Origin of the sequence: Streptomyces specialis, assembly GCF_001493375.1 — a bacterium.
GTDB classification, from domain to species: domain Bacteria; phylum Actinomycetota; class Actinomycetes; order Streptomycetales; family Streptomycetaceae; genus Streptomyces; species Streptomyces specialis.
In genome coordinates this window covers 584808-600958 of record NZ_LN929896.1, presented here as the reverse complement: position 1 = coordinate 600958, position 16151 = coordinate 584808, and the positions used below count along the sequence as shown (strand labels likewise).

Annotated in this window: 16 protein-coding genes, 2 pseudogenes and 1 riboswitch; of the genes and pseudogenes, 9 read left to right on the top strand and 9 right to left on the bottom strand. The window is 73.4% G+C overall.

Annotation, left to right across the window (positions count from 1 at the left end):
* Nucleotides 1–114: 114 nt before the first annotated feature.
* From BN2279_RS20895 to BN2279_RS20885, 3 genes are read right to left on the bottom strand one after another with little or no spacing between them, the layout of a single operon-like run.
* Nucleotides 115–1092: a branched-chain amino acid transaminase gene (locus BN2279_RS20895; protein WP_059011861.1), complete on the bottom strand. Its 978-nt coding sequence runs from the start codon at nt 1090–1092 to the stop codon at nt 115–117.
* Nucleotides 1089–2519 carry a phenylacetate--CoA ligase family protein gene (locus BN2279_RS20890; protein WP_059011859.1) on the bottom strand — a complete coding sequence of 477 codons (1431 nt, stop codon included), beginning with the start codon at nt 2517–2519 and terminating at the stop codon, nt 1089–1091. The genes BN2279_RS20895 and BN2279_RS20890 overlap by 4 nt, the downstream gene beginning before the upstream one ends.
* Before the next feature lie 51 nt (nt 2520–2570).
* A complete protein-coding gene (locus BN2279_RS20885) occupies nt 2571–2867 on the bottom strand; it encodes a Dabb family protein (protein ID WP_234348023.1) in 297 nt (98 codons plus the stop codon).
* A 574-nt stretch (nt 2868–3441) separates the two neighbouring features.
* Here BN2279_RS20885 and BN2279_RS20880 point away from each other — a divergent pair.
* Nucleotides 3442–4461 (top strand): ornithine cyclodeaminase family protein, encoded by a 1020-nt coding sequence (locus tag BN2279_RS20880; RefSeq protein WP_234348022.1) that lies wholly within the window; start codon nt 3442–3444, stop codon nt 4459–4461.
* 63 nt (nt 4462–4524) lie between these two features.
* Here the strand turns inward: BN2279_RS20880 and BN2279_RS20875 are convergent, their stop codons facing one another.
* The 4 genes from BN2279_RS20875 to gcvT all read right to left on the bottom strand — a co-directional run bounded on the left by BN2279_RS20875 (nt 4525) and on the right by gcvT (nt 8025).
* Nucleotides 4525–4809 (bottom strand): hypothetical protein, encoded by a 285-nt coding sequence (locus BN2279_RS20875; RefSeq protein ID WP_159037293.1) that lies wholly within the window; start codon nt 4807–4809, stop codon nt 4525–4527.
* Between the two features lie 148 nt (nt 4810–4957).
* The gene (locus tag BN2279_RS20870) at nt 4958–6361 is read right to left on the bottom strand and encodes an L-serine ammonia-lyase (RefSeq protein ID WP_059011853.1); all 1404 of its coding nucleotides are present in this window, start codon (nt 6359–6361) and stop codon (nt 4958–4960) included.
* Nucleotides 6358–6744 carry a glycine cleavage system protein GcvH gene (gene gcvH / locus BN2279_RS20865; RefSeq protein ID WP_059011849.1) on the bottom strand — a complete coding sequence of 129 codons (387 nt, stop codon included), beginning with the start codon at nt 6742–6744 and terminating at the stop codon, nt 6358–6360. The genes BN2279_RS20870 and gcvH overlap by 4 nt, the downstream gene beginning before the upstream one ends.
* Nucleotides 6745–6876: 132 nt before the next feature.
* Nucleotides 6877–8025 (bottom strand): glycine cleavage system aminomethyltransferase GcvT, encoded by a 1149-nt coding sequence (gcvT, locus tag BN2279_RS20860; RefSeq protein ID WP_059011847.1) that lies wholly within the window; start codon nt 8023–8025, stop codon nt 6877–6879.
* Between the two features lie 174 nt (nt 8026–8199).
* Nucleotides 8200–8292: riboswitch (glycine riboswitch) on the bottom strand.
* 159 nt (nt 8293–8451) lie between these two features.
* Between gcvT and BN2279_RS20855 the strand changes: the two genes are divergently transcribed.
* The 6 genes and pseudogenes from BN2279_RS20855 to BN2279_RS29540 all read left to right on the top strand — a co-directional run bounded on the left by BN2279_RS20855 (nt 8452) and on the right by BN2279_RS29540 (nt 12367).
* Complete coding sequence (locus BN2279_RS20855) at nt 8452–9219, top strand: enhanced serine sensitivity protein SseB (protein ID WP_059011846.1); 768 nt, start codon at nt 8452–8454, stop codon at nt 9217–9219.
* Between the two features lie 112 nt (nt 9220–9331).
* Entirely contained in the window at nt 9332–10108 is a 777-nt protein-coding gene (locus BN2279_RS20850) for an enhanced serine sensitivity protein SseB C-terminal domain-containing protein (protein WP_079032345.1), read from the top strand.
* A gap of 157 nt (nt 10109–10265) precedes the next feature.
* A complete protein-coding gene (locus tag BN2279_RS20845) occupies nt 10266–10742 on the top strand; it encodes a Dps family protein (RefSeq protein WP_059011842.1) in 477 nt (158 codons plus the stop codon).
* 134 nt (nt 10743–10876) lie between these two features.
* Nucleotides 10877–11083 (top strand): hypothetical protein, encoded by a 207-nt coding sequence (locus tag BN2279_RS20840; protein ID WP_059011841.1) that lies wholly within the window; start codon nt 10877–10879, stop codon nt 11081–11083.
* A 199-nt stretch (nt 11084–11282) separates the two neighbouring features.
* Nucleotides 11283–11918, top strand: a pseudogene (locus BN2279_RS20835) (N-acetylmuramoyl-L-alanine amidase); the annotation flags it as partial.
* 272 nt (nt 11919–12190) lie between these two features.
* The gene (locus BN2279_RS29540) at nt 12191–12367 is read left to right on the top strand and encodes a hypothetical protein (RefSeq protein WP_159037292.1); all 177 of its coding nucleotides are present in this window, start codon (nt 12191–12193) and stop codon (nt 12365–12367) included.
* Here the strand turns inward: BN2279_RS29540 and BN2279_RS20830 are convergent.
* A complete protein-coding gene (locus BN2279_RS20830; RefSeq protein WP_059011836.1) occupies nt 12360–13043 on the bottom strand; it encodes an N-acetylmuramoyl-L-alanine amidase in 684 nt (227 codons plus the stop codon). The genes BN2279_RS29540 and BN2279_RS20830 overlap by 8 nt on opposite strands.
* Nucleotides 13044–13156: 113 nt before the next feature.
* On the opposite strand from BN2279_RS20830, the gene BN2279_RS20825 reads away from it, so the two are divergent.
* The gene (locus BN2279_RS20825; RefSeq protein ID WP_059011834.1) at nt 13157–14326 is read left to right on the top strand and encodes a cysteine desulfurase family protein; all 1170 of its coding nucleotides are present in this window, start codon (nt 13157–13159) and stop codon (nt 14324–14326) included.
* 24 nt (nt 14327–14350) lie between these two features.
* Entirely contained in the window at nt 14351–15496 is a 1146-nt protein-coding gene (gene mnmA, locus BN2279_RS20820; RefSeq protein WP_059011832.1) for a tRNA 2-thiouridine(34) synthase MnmA, read from the top strand.
* A gap of 7 nt (nt 15497–15503) precedes the next feature.
* On the opposite strand, the pseudogene BN2279_RS20815 reads toward mnmA, so the two are convergent.
* A pseudogene (locus BN2279_RS20815) lies at nt 15504–16031 on the bottom strand (nitrilase-related carbon-nitrogen hydrolase); the annotation flags it as partial.
* Between the last annotated feature and the right edge of the window lie 120 nt (nt 16032–16151).

Below are 16151 nucleotides of genomic sequence, written 5' to 3'. Positions count from 1 at the left end.
TCGAGACGTGTGCTGGGACGTGCCTGGGGCGATCCGGCCTGCGTGTCGTCGTTCGTACCGTTCGTGTCGTCGGTGTCGCCTGTCGTCCGGCGGCGGGCTGACGGTCCCCGTCCGTCACAGCGCGACCGGCGTCAGCCATTCCCGGAACCGTTCGTCCTCGCCGCGCACCGCGCGCGCGTAGACCTCGGCCAGCCGCGTGGTGACGGGGCCGGGCTCGCCCCGGCCGACCGCGCGGCCGTCCACCTCGCGCACCGGCCGGATCTCGACACCGGTCCCGGTGAGGAAGACCTCGTCGGCGGTGTACAGCTCGGACCGGGCGACGTGCCGCTGTGTGACGTCCGCGCCCAGCTCCTCCCGGGCGATCTCGGCGACGCAGCCGCGCGTGATGCCCTCCAGGATGTCGGCGCTCGGCGGCGGGGTGATCAGCTCCCCGCGCCGGACCAGGAACACGTTGGAGGTGCTGGCCTCGGCGACGGTGCCCGCGTGGTTCAGCAGGATCGCGTCGTCGAAACCGGCCGCCTGGACCTCGTCGACGGCCAGCGCGTTGTTGGCGTAGCCGCCGGTGATCTTCGCCCGCGCCGGGAGCGACGTGTCGGGGATCCTGCGCCACGACGAGACGCCGCAGCGGATGCCGGGACCCGTCGGCGCGCTGCCCATCGGCACGGTGTGGATCGACACGGACGTGGTGACGCCGCGCAGTTTCACGCCGAACGGCACACCCGGCTCGAAGGCGCGCTTGAACGCGAGCGGCCGGATGTAGGTGTGCCCCCGGTGGGCGTTGCGCCGCAGCAACTCCACGGTGATGTCCGCCAGATCGCCGGGCCCGGCCCCGCCGGGCAGGTCCAGGCGGAGGAACGCGCAGGAGGCGGCGAACCGTTCGAAGTGCTCCCGCAGCCTGACCACGTACAGCCGTCCGTGATCGCCGTGCCAGTAGCCGCGGATGCCCTCGAAGACGCCGGTGCCGTAGTTGAGCGCCTGGGTCGAGGGGGTGAGGCGGGCGTCGGAGGCCGGGATGACGTCGCCGTCGAGGTACACCCAGGGCGCGGCCGTCGTGGGGGCGCCGGTGGGCGGCGCCGTCGCCTCGGTGGTCAACGGTCCTCCCGCTGGTTCGCGATGGCCAGGGCCGCCAGCCGCTCGGGCTCGGGCTCCCCGACGCGCCGGTCGTGGATACGGGCGGCCTTCCAGCTCACCATCGCGCCGGTGGTGGCGATGGCGCCCAGTTCGGCGAACTCGACCTCGGCGGGCGTGCCGAAGGACGCCAGCAGGCGGTCGCGGATGGCGTCGGCCCGCGCCTCGGCGCGGTCGGCGAACGCGGCCATCTCCAGGCGGACGGTGAGGGTGTCCACGCCGTCCTCGGTCCGGTCGATGACGACCTGGTAGCCCTGGCAGCCCGTCACCTGGTCCAGGACCGACTCCTCCAGGTCGTAGGCGAACACCCGGCGGCCGTTGAGCTCCAGACGGTCCCGCACCCGGCCCAGCGGTCGCAGCAGTGGCGAGGGGTAACGGGCGCCGTCCGCGGCGGGGCTGAGGACGGCCATGTCGCCGGTGCGGTAGCGGACCAGCGGCTTGCAGCCCCGGTACAGGTGGGTGATGACCAACTCGCCCTCCAGCGAGCCGTCCCCGGCCGGTGCGACCCGGGCGCCGGTGTCGGGGTCCACGATCTCGTAGTAGGCGTTGAGGGGGGCGGTGTGCAGCAGCCCGTCGTCGCGGACGGCCGCCAGGATGGACGACTCCTGCGAGGCGTACATGCAGTTGTACGCCTGGGCGTTCCACAGCGAGCCGATGCTCGCGGCGAGGGCGGGGGTGAGCAACTCGCCGACGAGCAGCAGGAATCCGACCGAGAAGTCCTTGCGCGGGTCCAGGCCGGCCCGGTGCGCCTCCTTGGCGAGGGTCATCGCCATGCCCGGGGTGCAGACCAGCCCGGTGAACCGCAGCTCGCGCAGCAGGTGCACGGCGCGGGAGAAGCCGACGACGGGGGAGTGCGGCCACATCTTGGCCACCGTGTGGCCCAGGTTGCGGAACACGTCGCCGAACGTGTCGCCGGTGGAGTGCAGTTCGGTCGGGCCCATGACGGCGATCATGTGCGGGCCCTGGTGCCGGCGCAGGACGCTGTCGTAACAGAGGGTCAGGACCGTGTTGTTGACGAGGGAGTCGACGTTGTTGCGCGGGCAGGGGGTGGACGGGCCCGTGGTGCCGGTCGTCTCGTAGAAGACCCAGCCGTCGGTGAGCTGCTCGGAGAGCATGCCCAGCATGTTCTGCCGCAGATCGTCCTTGGTGGTGAACGGGACGTCGGCGAAGGTGTCGAGCGTCAGGGCGTCGACGCGCCCGGCGTCGTAGGCGGCCAGGTGCTCGCGGTAGAACGGGGAGTTCTCCCGGGTGAAGCGCATGATGTCGCGTACGCCGGCGAGCTGGTGCTCGGCCAGTCGCGGCTCGGTCCACCGGCCCGCTTCGAAGTCCCGGTGCATGAGGAGGGTCCGGCGCGCGAAGGCGTCGAGTTCGTCGTCGAACAGTGTGAACATGGTGGCTTTCCGTGAGTCGGTGCGGAAACCGCGCGGAGGTCGGCGCTTATGTCACTGGGCGGCGGCGCGGGCCAGGTCGATGTCGGTGACCACCCACTCGCTGATCTCTCTCCACAGCCGCACCCCGCGCCGGTGGTCGGGGTGCTCCATGTAACGCCCCAGGGCCGCGTGATCCTCGAAAAGGCCGACGACCGCGAAGTCATAGGCGTTCTCGCGGTCGGCCGAGTTGCGTCCCGCGGTCCATTCGAGGATTTCCGGGATTTCCCGCGGGTGCCCGTGCGTCGCTTTCTCCGCTTCCTGGGCGCGTGGGTCGCTCCAGGTCACTCCATCCCGGAAGCGGAACAGCACGATGTGCTTGATCACAGACTGATTCCCCCTTGTCTTCCCCCTTGTCGCTCCCCCCGCTTTGGTATACTAGATGCATGTTATGCTTCACTTTCAATTTATCTTTTTTTTTTTCAAGCAGAAGTCGGCCTTCCATATTTCTGCCTTTCTCGTTGGCTCCGAGATTTTTATAAGAGACAGGCTTTTCCCCACTGCCCTCCCCGGCGTCGAGCCGGTTCTGCCCCGGGGAACTCCGGGGGGCCGGAAGATGAATGTCGGGAATCCCGGATCCTGCCGGAAATCCCGCTCCACCAGGGGCACTTGCCCTTGCGGGTGCCGCCCGGGATTCAGGGAAACACGGGCCGGCGGACGGCGTCAAGGAAGCCTTTCGGAGAGCGGCGCACACCGCTTCCCCATACATCGTCAAGCGGCCCTTAACCTTCTTGGGCGCGGGTGAATTCCCGGCTCTCTCCTGCGCTGTCCTTAAGACTCCGTTACCGGATTCTTCATCGAAAGCATGGTGACGTCGGCCGGGGGTTCACCGGGTAAACTCGGCACGCGCGCTGTCGGAATCCGAGGGTGAGGGGAACCTGCCGCGATGACCGGTTTGATCGTTCTGGACGGGACGGAGGTGCGCGGCCTGTTCCGTATGCCCGCGGCCATCGCGCTGATGCGCGAGGTCCTGGCGGCCTACAGCACCTCAGGCGTCACCCAGCCGCTGCGCACCGTGGTCCGGCCCGAGGGGCGGGACAGCGTGCTCGGCTCGATGCCCGCGCACCTGGCCACGCCGTCCCTCACCGGCTTCGGCATCAAGACGGTCGTCGTCAACCCCGGCAACGCGGCCCGCGGCCTCGACACCCACCTCGGCGTGGTGATCGTCTACGACCCGGAGACCGGCCTGCCCGCCGCGATGATGGACGCGGCGGCCGTCACCGCCGTCCGCACGGCGGCCGTCACCGCCGTCGCGACCGACGTCCTGGCCCCGCCGGACGCCGGCGACCTGGCCCTCGTCGGCGCCGGCGTCCAGGCCAGGACCCACCTGGAGGCCATCGCGGAGGTCCGCCCGCCGCGGCGGGGGCGGGGGGGGAGCCGCACCGAGGCGGGCGCCGCGCGGCTGGCGGCGGGGGCCGGCCAGCACCTGTCGCTGGACGTCGAGGTGGAGGTGTGCCCGACGGTGACGGAGACCGTGGCCGACGCCGACATCGTGTGCACGCTGACCTCCTCGGAGACCCCCGTCCTGGACCGGGGCCAGCTCCGCGACGGCGCCCATGTGAACGCGGTCGGGGCCTGTTTCCCCCATACGAGGGAGCTGGCGTCGGACGTGGTCGAGAAGGCCGCCGTCTTCGTCGACAGCCTGGAATCGGCCCGCGCCGAGGCGGGCGATCTGCTCGTGCCGATCCGCGAGGGCCGCTTCAGCGAGAACGACATCCGCGCCGAACTGGGCGAGGTCCTCGCGGGCCGCCGACCGGGCCGCGTGTCCCCGGCCGAACTGACCGTCTTCAAGTCCCTCGGCCTCGCCGCGGAGGACGTGGCGGCCGGCCTGCACATCGCCGCCCTGGCCCGCGCGAACGGAAACGGCACGACCGTGGACGTCTACACCCCGCCGCCGGAGGACTGAGACCCCACGCACAACGGGTGGGGCCGAACCCGGCCCCACCCGTCATGTCGCCATGCGCGCCGGCTACGGCACGAAGAACGACCGCACGCCGGCGATCTGCGCCGACTCCCCCGGGTCGAGGTGGCCCTGCACCCCGCCGGCGCAGAACGGCTGCTCGAAGAACTCCACCCGCTGGTCGGTGTGGTTGGCGAAGAACCCGGGCCGCTCGCTGTAGCACCCCGACGGGTTGTCGAGCCTCAGCCCGTCCACCATGACGAAACCGTTCGCGGCCTGGGCCGACGACGGGAGCCCCACCGCGAGCAGTCCGGCCGCGGTGACGACCGCCGCCCTGCCGAGCAAACGCCTCATAGTCTCTCCCCGTGTGTTTGTGGAAGCGTACGAGCTGGACCATATCCGAGGCAGACGCGCCGGTCAGAGCTGCTCACAGGATGCCTACCAGGCTTACGCATTGCAAAGGATGAGAGTTCGCGGAGGCAATCTGGAACGGCGCCTGGCGTCAGCACTCCACCACGTTGACGGCGAGGCCGCCGCGGGCCGTCTCCTTGTATTTGGCGCTCATGTCGGCGCCGGTTTCCTTCATCGTCTTGATCGCCTTGTCCAGCGACACGTGGTGGCGGCCGTCGCCGCGCAGGGACATGCGGGCGGCGGTCACCGCCTTCACCGCCGCCATGCCGTTGCGTTCGATGCACGGGATCTGGACCAGGCCGCCGACCGGGTCGCAGGTCAGGCCCAGGTTGTGTTCGATGCCGATCTCCGCCGCGTTCTCGACCTGTTCGGGGGAGCCGCCGAGGACCTCGGCCAGGCCGCCGGCCGCCATCGAGCAGGCGGAGCCCACCTCGCCCTGGCAACCGACCTCGGCGCCGGAGATGGAGGCGTTCTCCTTGAACAGCATGCCGATCGCCGACGCGGCGAGCAGGAAGCGGACCACGCCGTCCTCGTCGGCGCCGGGCACGAAGTCCAGGTAGTACCGCAGCACGGCGGGGATGATGCCGGCCGCGCCGTTGGTCGGGGCGGTCACCACCCGGCCGCCCGCGGCGTTCTCCTCGTTGACCGCCATCGCGTAGAGCGTGATCCACTCCATGGCCAGCCCGGCCGCGTTCCCCTCGGCGCGCAGCTTCCGCGCGGAGGCCGCCGCCCGGCGGCGGACCTTCAGGCCGCCGGGGAGGACGCCCTCGCGGGCCAGGCCCCGGTCCACGGACGCGGCCATCGCGTCCCAGACGCGGAGCAGCCCGGCGCGGACGTCGGGCTCGGGGCGCCGGGCGAGTTCGTTGCGGAGCATCAGCCCGGAGACCGACAGGCCGGTCTCGCGGGTCAGGCGCAGCAGCTCGTCGCCGGTGCGGAACGGGTGGGGCACCACGGCGGCGTCCGGCCGGCCGGGGTCCGCGTCGGTCGCGTCCGCGTCCACCACGAAGCCGCCGCCGACGGAGTAGTACGTCCGGTCCAGCAGGGGCCGTCCGCCGGCGTCGGCGGCGCGCAGCGTCATGCCGTTGGCGTGGTGGGGCAGGGAACGGCGGCGGTGCAGCACCAGATCGGTGTCCGCGTCGAACCGGACCGGGTGGGTGGCGCCGATCTCGGTGGCCAGCAGGCGCAGTTCGCCGGTGGCCCGGATCCGCGCGACCTCGTCGTCGGCCCGGTCGGGGTCCACGGTGTCGGGGGCGTGCCCCTCCAGGCCGAGCATGACCGCCTTCGGGGTGCCGTGCCCGTGCCCCGTCGCGCCGAGCGAGCCGTACAGCTCGGCGCGGACGGTGGCGGTGTGGGCGAGCTGACCCTCGTCCTTCAGCCGCCGCGCGAACATCAGGGCGGCGCGCATCGGGCCGACCGTGTGCGAGCTGGACGGGCCGATGCCGATGGAGAACAGGTCGAACGCGGAGAGGGCCGTGACCGGCCCGGGTCTGCTCACTCCTCGGTGTAGGCGGTGTACTCGTCGGCGGTCAGCAGATCCGCCGGCTCGCCCGCCGCGTCGTCCAGGCGCACCTTGAACAGCCAGCCCGCCTCGAAGGGCGCGGAGTTCACCAGGGCGGGGTCGTCCACCACGTTCTGGTTGACCTCGGTGACCTCGCCCGAGACGGGCGCGTACAGGTCGCTGACCGACTTGGTCGACTCCAGCTCGCCGCAGGTCTCGCCGCCGGTGACCGTGGCGCCCACCTGGGGGAGGTCGACGTAGACGACGTCGCCGAGCGCGTTGGCCGCGTAGGCGGTGATGCCGATCGTCGCCACGCCGTTGTCGGCGGGCGAGAGCCACTCGTGCTCCTTGCTGTAGCGGAGGTTCTCGGGGTTGCTCATGGCGCTTCTCCTGAACACTGGGGATGGCGGTGGGGGTGTCTCTTATATACCTATGCAGCTGCCGGCGGAGGGGGGAGTGTTGAGGCTGGTGGCTCCACGGTGGCGGGTGGGGGAGGGGGTACGGGCCGGGCGTCATGTCCGGCGCTTGTAGAACGGCAGGGCGACGACGTCGAACGGTTCGCTGGTGCCCCGGATGTCGACGGCCACGCCCTCGGTGCCCGGCGTGGCGTACCCGGGGTCGACGTACGCCATCGCGATGGGTTTGCCGAGGGTCGGGGAGGGCGCGCCCGAGGTGACCCGGCCGATGACCGTGCCCCCGGCGTCCACCACCGCGAACCCGGCGCGGGCGACGCGCCGCCCGCGCGCGACGAGGCCGACGAGCGCGCGCGGCGGGGCGCTCGCGGCGCGTTCGGCGGCGGCGGCGAGGCGTTCGCGCCCGACGAAGTCGCCCGGCTTGTCGAACCGCACCACACGGCCGAGTCCGGCGTCGAACGGGGTGGTGGCGGTGGTGAGTTCGTGCCCGTACAGCGGCATGCCGGCCTCCAGGCGCAGCGTGTCGCGGCAGGCCAGCCCGCACGGCACGAGCCCTTCGGGCCGCCCGGCCTCGGTGATCGCCCGCCACAGCGGCTCGGCGTCGTCCGGGGCGCAGAACAGCTCGAAGCCGTCCTCGCCCGTGTAGCCGGTGCGGGCGATCAGCGCGCGGCGGCCCGCGACGGTGCCGGGCAGGCTCGCGTAGTACCGCAGCCCCGCCAGGTCGGCGTCGGTGAGCCGGCCGAGGACGGCGGGGGACGCCGGGCCCTGGACGGCGATCAGCGCGTACGCGTCGCGGTCGTCGCGGACGGCCGCGTCGAACCCGGCGGCCCGGTCGGTGAGGGCGTCCAGCACGGTGGCGGCGTTGGAGGCGTTGGCGACGACGAGGTACTCGCGGTCGGCGAGCCGGTAGACGATCAGGTCGTCCAGGATGCCGCCGGCCGCGTCGCAGATCATCGTGTAGCGGGCGCGGCCCACGGGGAGCGTGGAGAGCAGGCCGGTCAGCGCGTGGTCCAGCAGCGCGCCCGCGCCGGGGCCGGTGACGGTGATCTCGCCCATGTGGGAGAGGTCGAAGAGCCCGGCGGAGGTGCGTACCGCCTGGTGTTCGGCCCGCTCGCTGCCGTAGCGCAGCGGCATCGACCAGCCGGCGAAGTCCGTCATGGCGGCGCCGAGGGCGCGGTGGACGGCGTCGAGAGCTGTTGGACAGGAAAGCGGGCGGGAGGCGGGAGCGGTGGGCGTGTCGTCCGTCATGGGCTGGCTCCAGGCTGGCGGAAGAGAGGACAGGGGTAGGGGCGTCCCCTCCCCATCTGTCATCGGCACCTGAGAGGTTCGCCGCGACCCTGCCGGGTGGCGCGGCTTGCACCGTGGGTGGGGCCCGTGCCGCGCCGAGACTCCGGCGGCGGCCGGCCCGCTTTCCAGATTCGCCTTCCGCGCGCGGTATCGGGGCCTGAGAGATTCAAGGGAGGACTTGCTCCTTCGGCGCCCCGGGCGGACCGGGGACTCTCCCGCGCATGGTCGAACGGCCGGTATGCGGTTGTTGACGCGGCCCTGCCGCATCGCTGGAACATCATCGCATGAACGGTCGCGAGGCCGCCGCCGGGCCACCCGGCCGGGCGGGCTCAGCCGTTAGGGTGGTCGGGGAGACGGACGGTGACGGCGAGATGGGGGTCGACCGGGATGAGCGTGCCGAGGCCCGGAGCCGGTTACGGCGGCGGCTGGCCGAGCAACGAGCTGGAGGAGACCCTCGCCACCGCGCTCGGCGCCCGCGACGCGGGCCCGCTGCTGCTCCGCGTGCTCTCCCGCAGCCCGGTGTGGATCCCGCTGCCCGAGGGCGGCGGCAAGGAGAGCCGCGAGCTGGACCTGCCGACCATCGACCTGAACGGCGGCGTCTACGTGCCCGTGTTCAGCTCCGCCGAGCAGCTCCACCTCGGCGGCGCCTCGCACCTGTCGTTCGCCGTCGCGCCCGCCTGGGAGTTCGCGCGCGGGCTGCCGCCGCAGGTCGGCATCGCCGTCAACCCCGGCGGCACGGTCGGCATCCCCGTGCCGCCCTCGGCCGTCGCGGAGCTGTGCCGCGCCACGCCGGGGGAGCGCGCGCCGGGCGTGCCGAGCGGTGCGCGGATGCGGCTGTTCCAGCCGGACTGGCAGGAGGAGCCGGTCGATTTCCTCAGCGCCGCGTCGGCGGAGCTGGGCGCGCTGTGGTTCGTGCGGACCGCGCGCCGGGGGCTGGCCAGCGCGGAGGGCGGCCCGCCGTCCCTGTTCGTCGGCGTCGAGCTGGAGCGGCTGGACGACGAGTCCCGCGCCGCCGTCAACGCGGCGCTCGGCCGCGCCCTGGCCGGACGGCCCGTCGTCTGGCCGGTGCAGTTGGTTCTTCTGGATGCAGCCGATGACCCTGTGGTGGACTGGTTGCGGGAGTGCGTGCCCCCCTTCTACGCCCGGAACGCCTGAGCGGCCCGCACCTCGTCCGCGTGGTCCGTGGCTTTCGGAACCGCTGTGACGGGCATGTGAGGGGTGGCTGACGGGCACAGGTGCATCCGAGGTGCGAGGAGGTCCGCCCCCTGTGAGTGCGGCACGAAGCGTCGAGGAGCTGCTGCCCCTGGTCACGGCCGACCGGCTGGACACCTACGAGGAGCTGCTGGCCGCGCTGGCCGGCAGCGACGTGTGGATGCTGCTGTGGCACGGCGGCCCGGGGGAGCCGGAGTCGCAGTACGGCAGCGTCGAGGTCGCCGGCCACGGCTACGCGCCGGGCGTCACCTCCGAGCGGGAGCTGGCGGCCAGCGGCTGGACGCGGCGGCACGAGGTCGTCAGCGGCCGGGACATCGCCGCCGCGCTCTACCCGGAGCACTGGGGCCTGTGGCTCAACCCGCACGCGCCGGGCGGTGGCCTCGGCGTCCCGTGGCTGGACCTGCGGCGGATCGCCGGCGGCCTGGACCGGCTGCCCGCCGGGCCGCTGCGGATCACCGAGCCCAGCATCCGGGCGGACGCGTTCTACGAACGGCTCGTCGCGCTCGCCCGACGCACCCCGGCGCTGCGCAGTCTGCGCCGGGCGGGGGGGCGGCCGGCGCTCGGCGCCGCGTATCGGGTGATCGGGCTGGACGTGGACGACCCCGGCGAGCGGACGGCGGCGGCCGTGCGGTGGATGATGAGCCGGGCGATCGAGGCCGTGCCCGACGGCCTGCCGGTGGGCACGGTGGCCATGGCCGACGCCTTCGACCCGGTGGCGATGTGGCTGCGCGCCAACACCCGCCCGTTCTACGACCGCGACGCCCCGGGCACGCCCGGCCAGGACCCCTCCCGGCTCCACCGGCACGGCTACGGCTACCCGCGCCCCTACTGACCGCGACCGGCCGCGACCGGCACGAGCGCCCCGCGCGTCCCGCCGGTTTCGCGGGCCCGCGCGGGGTACCCGTCCTCATGCCGCTTCAGGACCCCGGAGGTAACCTGACGCTCGGACTTGCATAAATGAGGACAAAAGCTCCGAAAGGGGACGCTGTATGTACGCCATCAAGAGCACGTTGCCGGACGCCACCCTCAAGATCGTCGGGGAGGCGCTCCAGGGCGCGCTGGTGGATCTCATCGATCTCTCCCTGGTCGCCAAGCAGACCCACTGGAACATCATCGGCTCCCGCTTCCGCTCCGTTCACCTCCAGCTCGACGAGGTGGTGGAGACCGCCCGCTCCCACTCCGACATCGTCGCCGAGCGCGCCGCCGCGCTCGGCCTCTCGCCGGACGGACGGGCCTCGACCGTCGCCGCCACCACGGGCATCGCGAAGGTCGCCGACGGCTGGCAGCAGGACACCCAGGCCATCCGCACGATGGTGGACGCCCTCGGCGCGGTGATCGTCCGCATGCGCGAGCGCCTGGACGACGTGGGCCCGGTGGACTCGGTCACCGAGGACGTGCTCATCCAGCTCGTGAAGGAGCTGGAGAAGCACCACTGGATGTTCCAGGCGGAGAACGGCAACGCCTGACACCGCCCGGCGGCCCCGGTGGGCGGCGGGACCCCGGCCCTCGTGACGCGAGGCGCCGGGGTCCTGGCGTGTTCCGGACCCCCGTCCGCGCCTGTGGGGCTGCGGTGCGGCGTGCGGGGGCGCATGCTGGGCGCATGGTCCGAGCGCGCGTCGTCGTCTATCCGCCCACCACGGGCGGGGGCCGGCGCGTGCGCGTCGGCGAGGAGATCCTCGGCCGGGCGCGCTCGGCCGGCGAGCTGCTGGAGTTCCTCCGGCGGGCCGGCCTCGACCCGGACGACGTGGACCTGCGCGACCCCGCGCTCATCGAGTGGCGCGGCGGCGGACCCGGCGTGTGGGACTGAGCGGGACTGAGCGGGGCCGAACGGCAACGGCCCGCCCCGGAACGGGACTTGACTCAACGCGCGTTGAGCGTCGCCCCCCGTTCGGCGCATCTTCAACGAACCCCGGCGCCCGGGGCGCGGCCCCGCCCTTGCGGGGCGGTCGGCGGGACTCGTAGAGCTGGTATGACTACTGTTCGCGAGACCCGTTCGGGGACCGATCATGGCCACACCACTGACCGCCGACCAATTCCTCCACACCCTCGAAGACGAAGGTGTCGACGTCGTCGAGCACGCGTCCTGGAGCACCCACAACCGCGACAGCGCCGGACCCTGGGGACCGGTGCGCGGGGTGATGCTCCACCACACCGCCACCTCCGGCACCGACTCGACCGTCGACCTGTGCTACGAGGGCCGCCCCGACCTGCCCGGCCCGCTGTGCCACGGCGTCATCGCCAAGGACGGCACCGTCCACCTGGTGGGGCACGGCCGCGCCAACCACGCCGGCTCCGGCGACGGCGACGTCCTCGCCGCCGTCGCCGCCGAGAAACCGCTGCCCGGCGCCGGACACGCCGACACCGACGGCAACCCGCACTTCTACGGCTGGGAGTGCGTCAACCTCGGCGACGGCGAGGACTCCTGGCCCGCCGAACAGGTCGAGGCCATCGTCCGCGCCTCGGCCGCCCTGTGCCGCGCGCACGGCTGGGGCAAGACCGGCGAGACCTCCGTCATCGGCCATCTGGAGTGGCAGCCGGGCAAGATCGACCCCCGAGGCCCCGGCCTCTCCCTGGACGACATCCGCGCCAGGGTCAGGGACCGCCTCGGCCACGGCGCCGACTGGAGCCCGGGCAACGCCCCGTCACTTATTCAAACCTGACGCTGCCGCAGACTAAGCAACAACGAGTCGCAGTGTGGGGGTGGCATAGAGGGCCAGGGGCGCCCTCCGCCCTTGCGGAGCCGGCCGGGCGCGCGGGAGGGGGGGCGGGAGCGGGCCCGTGGGCGAGGTGCCCCTCGTGGGCGACGAGGTCCCAACGGGGGGACGCGCTGGGCCGTGCTGGGTGCCGCGGGGCGGTCACCGTAGTGGTGGCGCCCGCTGGCCCGGCACCGCGCGCCACCACTACGGTGACCGCCATGCGGTACGAAGCACGGCACAGCGAGACCCGCGGCTGGTACGTCGTCTCCGACGAGGGGCACCTCGCCCATGTGCCCGATCCGGACACCCATCAGGTGCGCGCGGCGGTCTTCGAACGGGCGGAGGACGCCCAGCGCTGCGCGGCCGAACTGACCCGGCTCGGCACCCTCAGTTGACGGACCCCGGGTTGACGGACCCCGCCGCCCGGCGCACCAGATCCAGATACCGGTCCCAGTCCCAGTGCGGCCCCGGACAGATCCGCACCACGTCCGGCACCTCGTTGTGCCCGACGATGTGCTCCCGGTCGACCGGGATGCCGTACCGGTCGCAGATGCCCGCGACCAGCTCCGCGGACGCCTCGTACAGCGCGTCCGTCAGGTACGACGGGTCGTCCGCCCAGCCCTCGTGCTCGATGCCGACGCTGCGCTCGTTGAAGCCCTGGTTCCCCGCGTGGAACGCCACGTCCAGCTCCCGGGCGAGCTGCGCCACGTGCCCGTCGGAGGACCGCACCACGTAGTGCGTGCAGGCGCCGTGGGACGGGTCCTGGAAGACCCGCAGCGTGATCGGGTACGTCGCCTCCGGCATGTGGACGACGACGCGGTCGATCGTGTAGTCCCGCGGCCGGTTCGCCCGCCGGTAGTTCGCCGAGGAGGCCGGGATCCACTCCGCGCCCGGGTGGTCCACCGCGCCCGCCACCCGCGGCGCCTCGGTGCCCGAGTGCCGCCACCACCACCGGGAGAGCGTGTCCCGCGCGGCGAGGAAACCCACGCCCGCCAGGCCCGCCGCCCCGCCCGCCAGCACGGCCCGGCGACCCGGCCGGGCGGTCGCCGGCCGGGTGGATCGCTCGCCCATCCGTCCCCCCGGTTCCGTCCCGTCCGCGCGCCGTCGGCCGCCCGTGGCCGGCCACCACGTCAACGCCCCGGGCGCGCGGCCGGTTCCGGACCGGCTCGTAGAATCGGCTCACCATGCCGTACCTCGACCACGCCGCGACCACGCCGATGCTCCCCGAGGCCATCGCGGCGATGAGCGCCCACTTCACCGCCACGGGCAACGCCTCGTCGCTGCACGCGTCCGGCCGCCGCGCCAGACGCGCCGTGGAGGAGGGGCGGGAGGCGGTGGCGGCGGCCCTGGGCGCGCGGCCCAGCGAGGTCGTCTTCACGTCCGGCGGCACCGAGGCGGACAACCTCGCGGTCAAGGGCCTGTACTGGGCGCGCCGGGCCGCCGAGCCGCGCCGTACCCGGCTGCTGGTCAGCCCCGTGGAGCACCACGCGGTGCTGGACGCGGCGCGGTGGCTCGCCGACCACGAGGGCGCGCGGGTCGAGTGGCTGCCGGTCGACGGATACGGGCGCGTCCACCCGGACGCGCTGCGCGAGGCGATCGCCCGCGATCCCGGGGACGTCGCCCTGGTCACCGTGATGTGGGCCAACAACGAGATCGGCACCGTCCAGCCCGTGGCGGAGCTGGCCGCCGTCGCCGCCGAGCACGGCATCCCCACGCACGCCGACGCGGTGCAGGCCGTCGGCCAGCTCGACGTCGGCTTCGCCGCCTCCGGCCTGGCCGCCGTCACCGTCTCGGGGCACAAGATCGGCGGCCCGTACGGCATCGGCGCGCTGCTGCTGGGCCGCGACTGGACCCCGACGCCGGTGCTGCGCGGCGGCGGCCAGGAGCGCGACGTCCGCTCCGGCACGCTCGACGTGCCCGCCGTCGCCGGGGTCGCCGCCGCCGCCCGGCTGGCCGCCGCCCGCCGCGAGGACTTCGCCCGCGAGAAAGGCGCGCTGCGCGACGAGCTGATCGCGGCCGTCACCGCCGCCGTGCCGGACGCGGTGCTCGGCGGCGACCCCGACCCGGCCGGACGGCTGCCCGGCAACGCGCACTTCGCGTTCCCCGGCTGCGAGGGCGACTCCCTGCTGCTGCTCCTGGACGCGCAGGGCATCGAGTGCTCCACCGGCTCGGCGTGCACGGCGGGCGTGGCGCAGCCCAGCCACGTGCTGCTCGCCGCCGGGGCCGATCCGGGCCTGGCGCGCGGCACGCTGCGGTTCACCCTCGGCCACACCTCGACCAAGGAGGACGTGGCCGCGGTGGCGGAGGCGATCGGCCCGGCGGTCGCGCGGGCCCGGACGGCGGGGCTCGCCTGACGCGGCCCTTACTCTGGATGGGTTATGACTGACTCCCTTCCCGGCACGGGACACCCCGCCGAGCGCCGCCTGCGCGTGCTGGCCGCGATGTCCGGCGGCGTGGCCCCCGCCGCCGCCGCCGCCCGCGCCGCCGAGGCCGGGCACGAGGTGACCGGCGTCCACCTCGCGCTCTCGTCGAACCCCGCCTCGTTCCGCACCGGCGCCCGTGGCTGCTGCACCGTCGAGGACTCCCGCGACGCGCGCCGCGCCGCCGACGTCATCGGCATCCCGTTCTACGTGTGGGACCTGGCCGAACGCTTCCGGCAGGACGTGGTGGAGGACTTCGTCGCGGAGTACCGCGCGGGCCGCACGCCCAACCCGTGCCTGCGCTGCAACGAGAAGATCAAGTTCGCGGCGCTCCTGGACAAGGCGCTGGCCCTGGGCTTCGACGCCGTCTGCACCGGCCACTACGCCACCGTCGTCCACACCGCGGACGGCCGCCGCGAGCTGCACCGCGCCGCGGACCTCGCCAAGGACCAGAGCTATGTGCTCGGGGTGCTGGACGACCGGCAGCTCGCCCACGCCATGTTCCCGCTGGGCGACACCCGCTCCACCAAGGAGGAGATCCGCGCCGAGGCCGAGCGGCGCGGGCTCGCCGTGGCGAGGAAGCCGGACAGCCACGACATCTGCTTCATCGCGGACGGCGACACCCAGGGCTTCCTGGCCCGCCGGCTGGGCTCCGCCGAGGGCGACATCCTCGACGAGGACGGCCACCGGATCGGCACCCACCAGGGCGCGCACGGCTTCACCATCGGCCAGCGCCGCGGCCTGCGCATCGGCCGGCCCGCCCCGGACGGCAAGCCGCGCTACGTGCTGGACATCTCCCCGGTGGACAACACGGTGACGGTCGGCCCCGCCGAGGCGCTGGACATCGTGGCCCTGACCGCGATCCGGCCGCGCTGGTGCGGCACCGCCCCGGCCGGGCCCGGCGCGTACACGGCGCAGGTCCGGGCACACGGCGCGGAGACCCCGGTGACGGCCGCGATCGTCGGGGACGAGCTGCGGGTGCGGTTCGCCGAGCCCGTGCGCGGGATCGCGCCGGGCCAGGCGATCGTGCTGTACGACGGGACGCGGGTGGTCGGCTCGGCGACCATCGCGACGACCGAGCGGCCCGTCGGCGCCGTCGGCTGACGGGCCGTCACAGGTCGCGGCGGCGGTTGGCCAGCACCGGGACGGTGCGCCGGGCGTGGTCCGCCTCGGCCGGGTCCACGTCCGCGACCAGCAGCCCGGGCGCGGCGCCGAGCCGGGCGCGGACCTCGCCGTAGGGGGAGACCACCATGCTGTGGCCGATGCCGGTCGGGGCCGTGGTCGCGGGCGGTTCGCCGACCGTGGCCGGGTCCGCCTGCCCGGCGGCGACCACCCAGCTCGTGCTGTCCAGCGCGCGGGCCCGGACCAGCAGCTCCCACTGGTCGCGCTTGCCGGGGCCCGCGCCCCAGGAGGCGGGCAGCAGGATCACCCGCGCGCCCTCCTCGGCGAGCCGTGTGAACAGGGCGGGGAACCGTACGTCGTAGCAGGTGGCGAAGCCCAGCGTGACGCCGTCCACCTCGGCGGTGACGGGCCGCGCGCCCGGCTCGACGGTGGCGGACTCGGCGAAGCCGTAGGCGTCGTAGAGGTGCAGCTTGTCGTAGTGGGTGTCCACGCCCCGGCCGGTGACGAGCAGCGTGTTCCCCGTCTCTTATACACATCCGAAGCCGGCGACGAAGAGGATAGTGCTCGCTCTCGCGGAGTCCGGGTTTCTTAAAACAAAAGAACGACAGAAGTAGAGACAACTACGAGATTCGACGTA

Excerpts from the sequence above, each read along its gene's own strand:
- BN2279_RS20890 (WP_059011859.1), bottom strand. The coding sequence starts at position 2,519 with ATGTTCACACTGTTCGACGACGAACTCGACGCCTTCGCGCGCCGGACC.
- BN2279_RS20880 (WP_234348022.1), top strand. The coding sequence starts at position 3,442 with ATGACCGGTTTGATCGTTCTGGACGGGACGGAGGTGCGCGGCCTGTTC.
- BN2279_RS20875 (WP_159037293.1), bottom strand. The coding sequence starts at position 4,809 with ATGAGGCGTTTGCTCGGCAGGGCGGCGGTCGTCACCGCGGCCGGACTG.
- gcvH (WP_059011849.1), bottom strand. The coding sequence starts at position 6,744 with ATGAGCAACCCCGAGAACCTCCGCTACAGCAAGGAGCACGAGTGGCTC.
- gcvT (WP_059011847.1), bottom strand. The coding sequence starts at position 8,025 with ATGACGGACGACACGCCCACCGCTCCCGCCTCCCGCCCGCTTTCCTGT.
- BN2279_RS20855 (WP_059011846.1), top strand. The coding sequence starts at position 8,452 with ATGAGCGTGCCGAGGCCCGGAGCCGGTTACGGCGGCGGCTGGCCGAGC.
- BN2279_RS20845 (WP_059011842.1), top strand. The coding sequence starts at position 10,266 with ATGTACGCCATCAAGAGCACGTTGCCGGACGCCACCCTCAAGATCGTC.
- BN2279_RS20840 (WP_059011841.1), top strand. The coding sequence starts at position 10,877 with ATGGTCCGAGCGCGCGTCGTCGTCTATCCGCCCACCACGGGCGGGGGC.
- BN2279_RS29540 (WP_159037292.1), top strand. The coding sequence starts at position 12,191 with ATGCGGTACGAAGCACGGCACAGCGAGACCCGCGGCTGGTACGTCGTC.
- BN2279_RS20830 (WP_059011836.1), bottom strand. The coding sequence starts at position 13,043 with ATGGGCGAGCGATCCACCCGGCCGGCGACCGCCCGGCCGGGTCGCCGG.
- BN2279_RS20825 (WP_059011834.1), top strand. The coding sequence starts at position 13,157 with ATGCCGTACCTCGACCACGCCGCGACCACGCCGATGCTCCCCGAGGCC.
- mnmA (WP_059011832.1), top strand. The coding sequence starts at position 14,351 with ATGACTGACTCCCTTCCCGGCACGGGACACCCCGCCGAGCGCCGCCTG.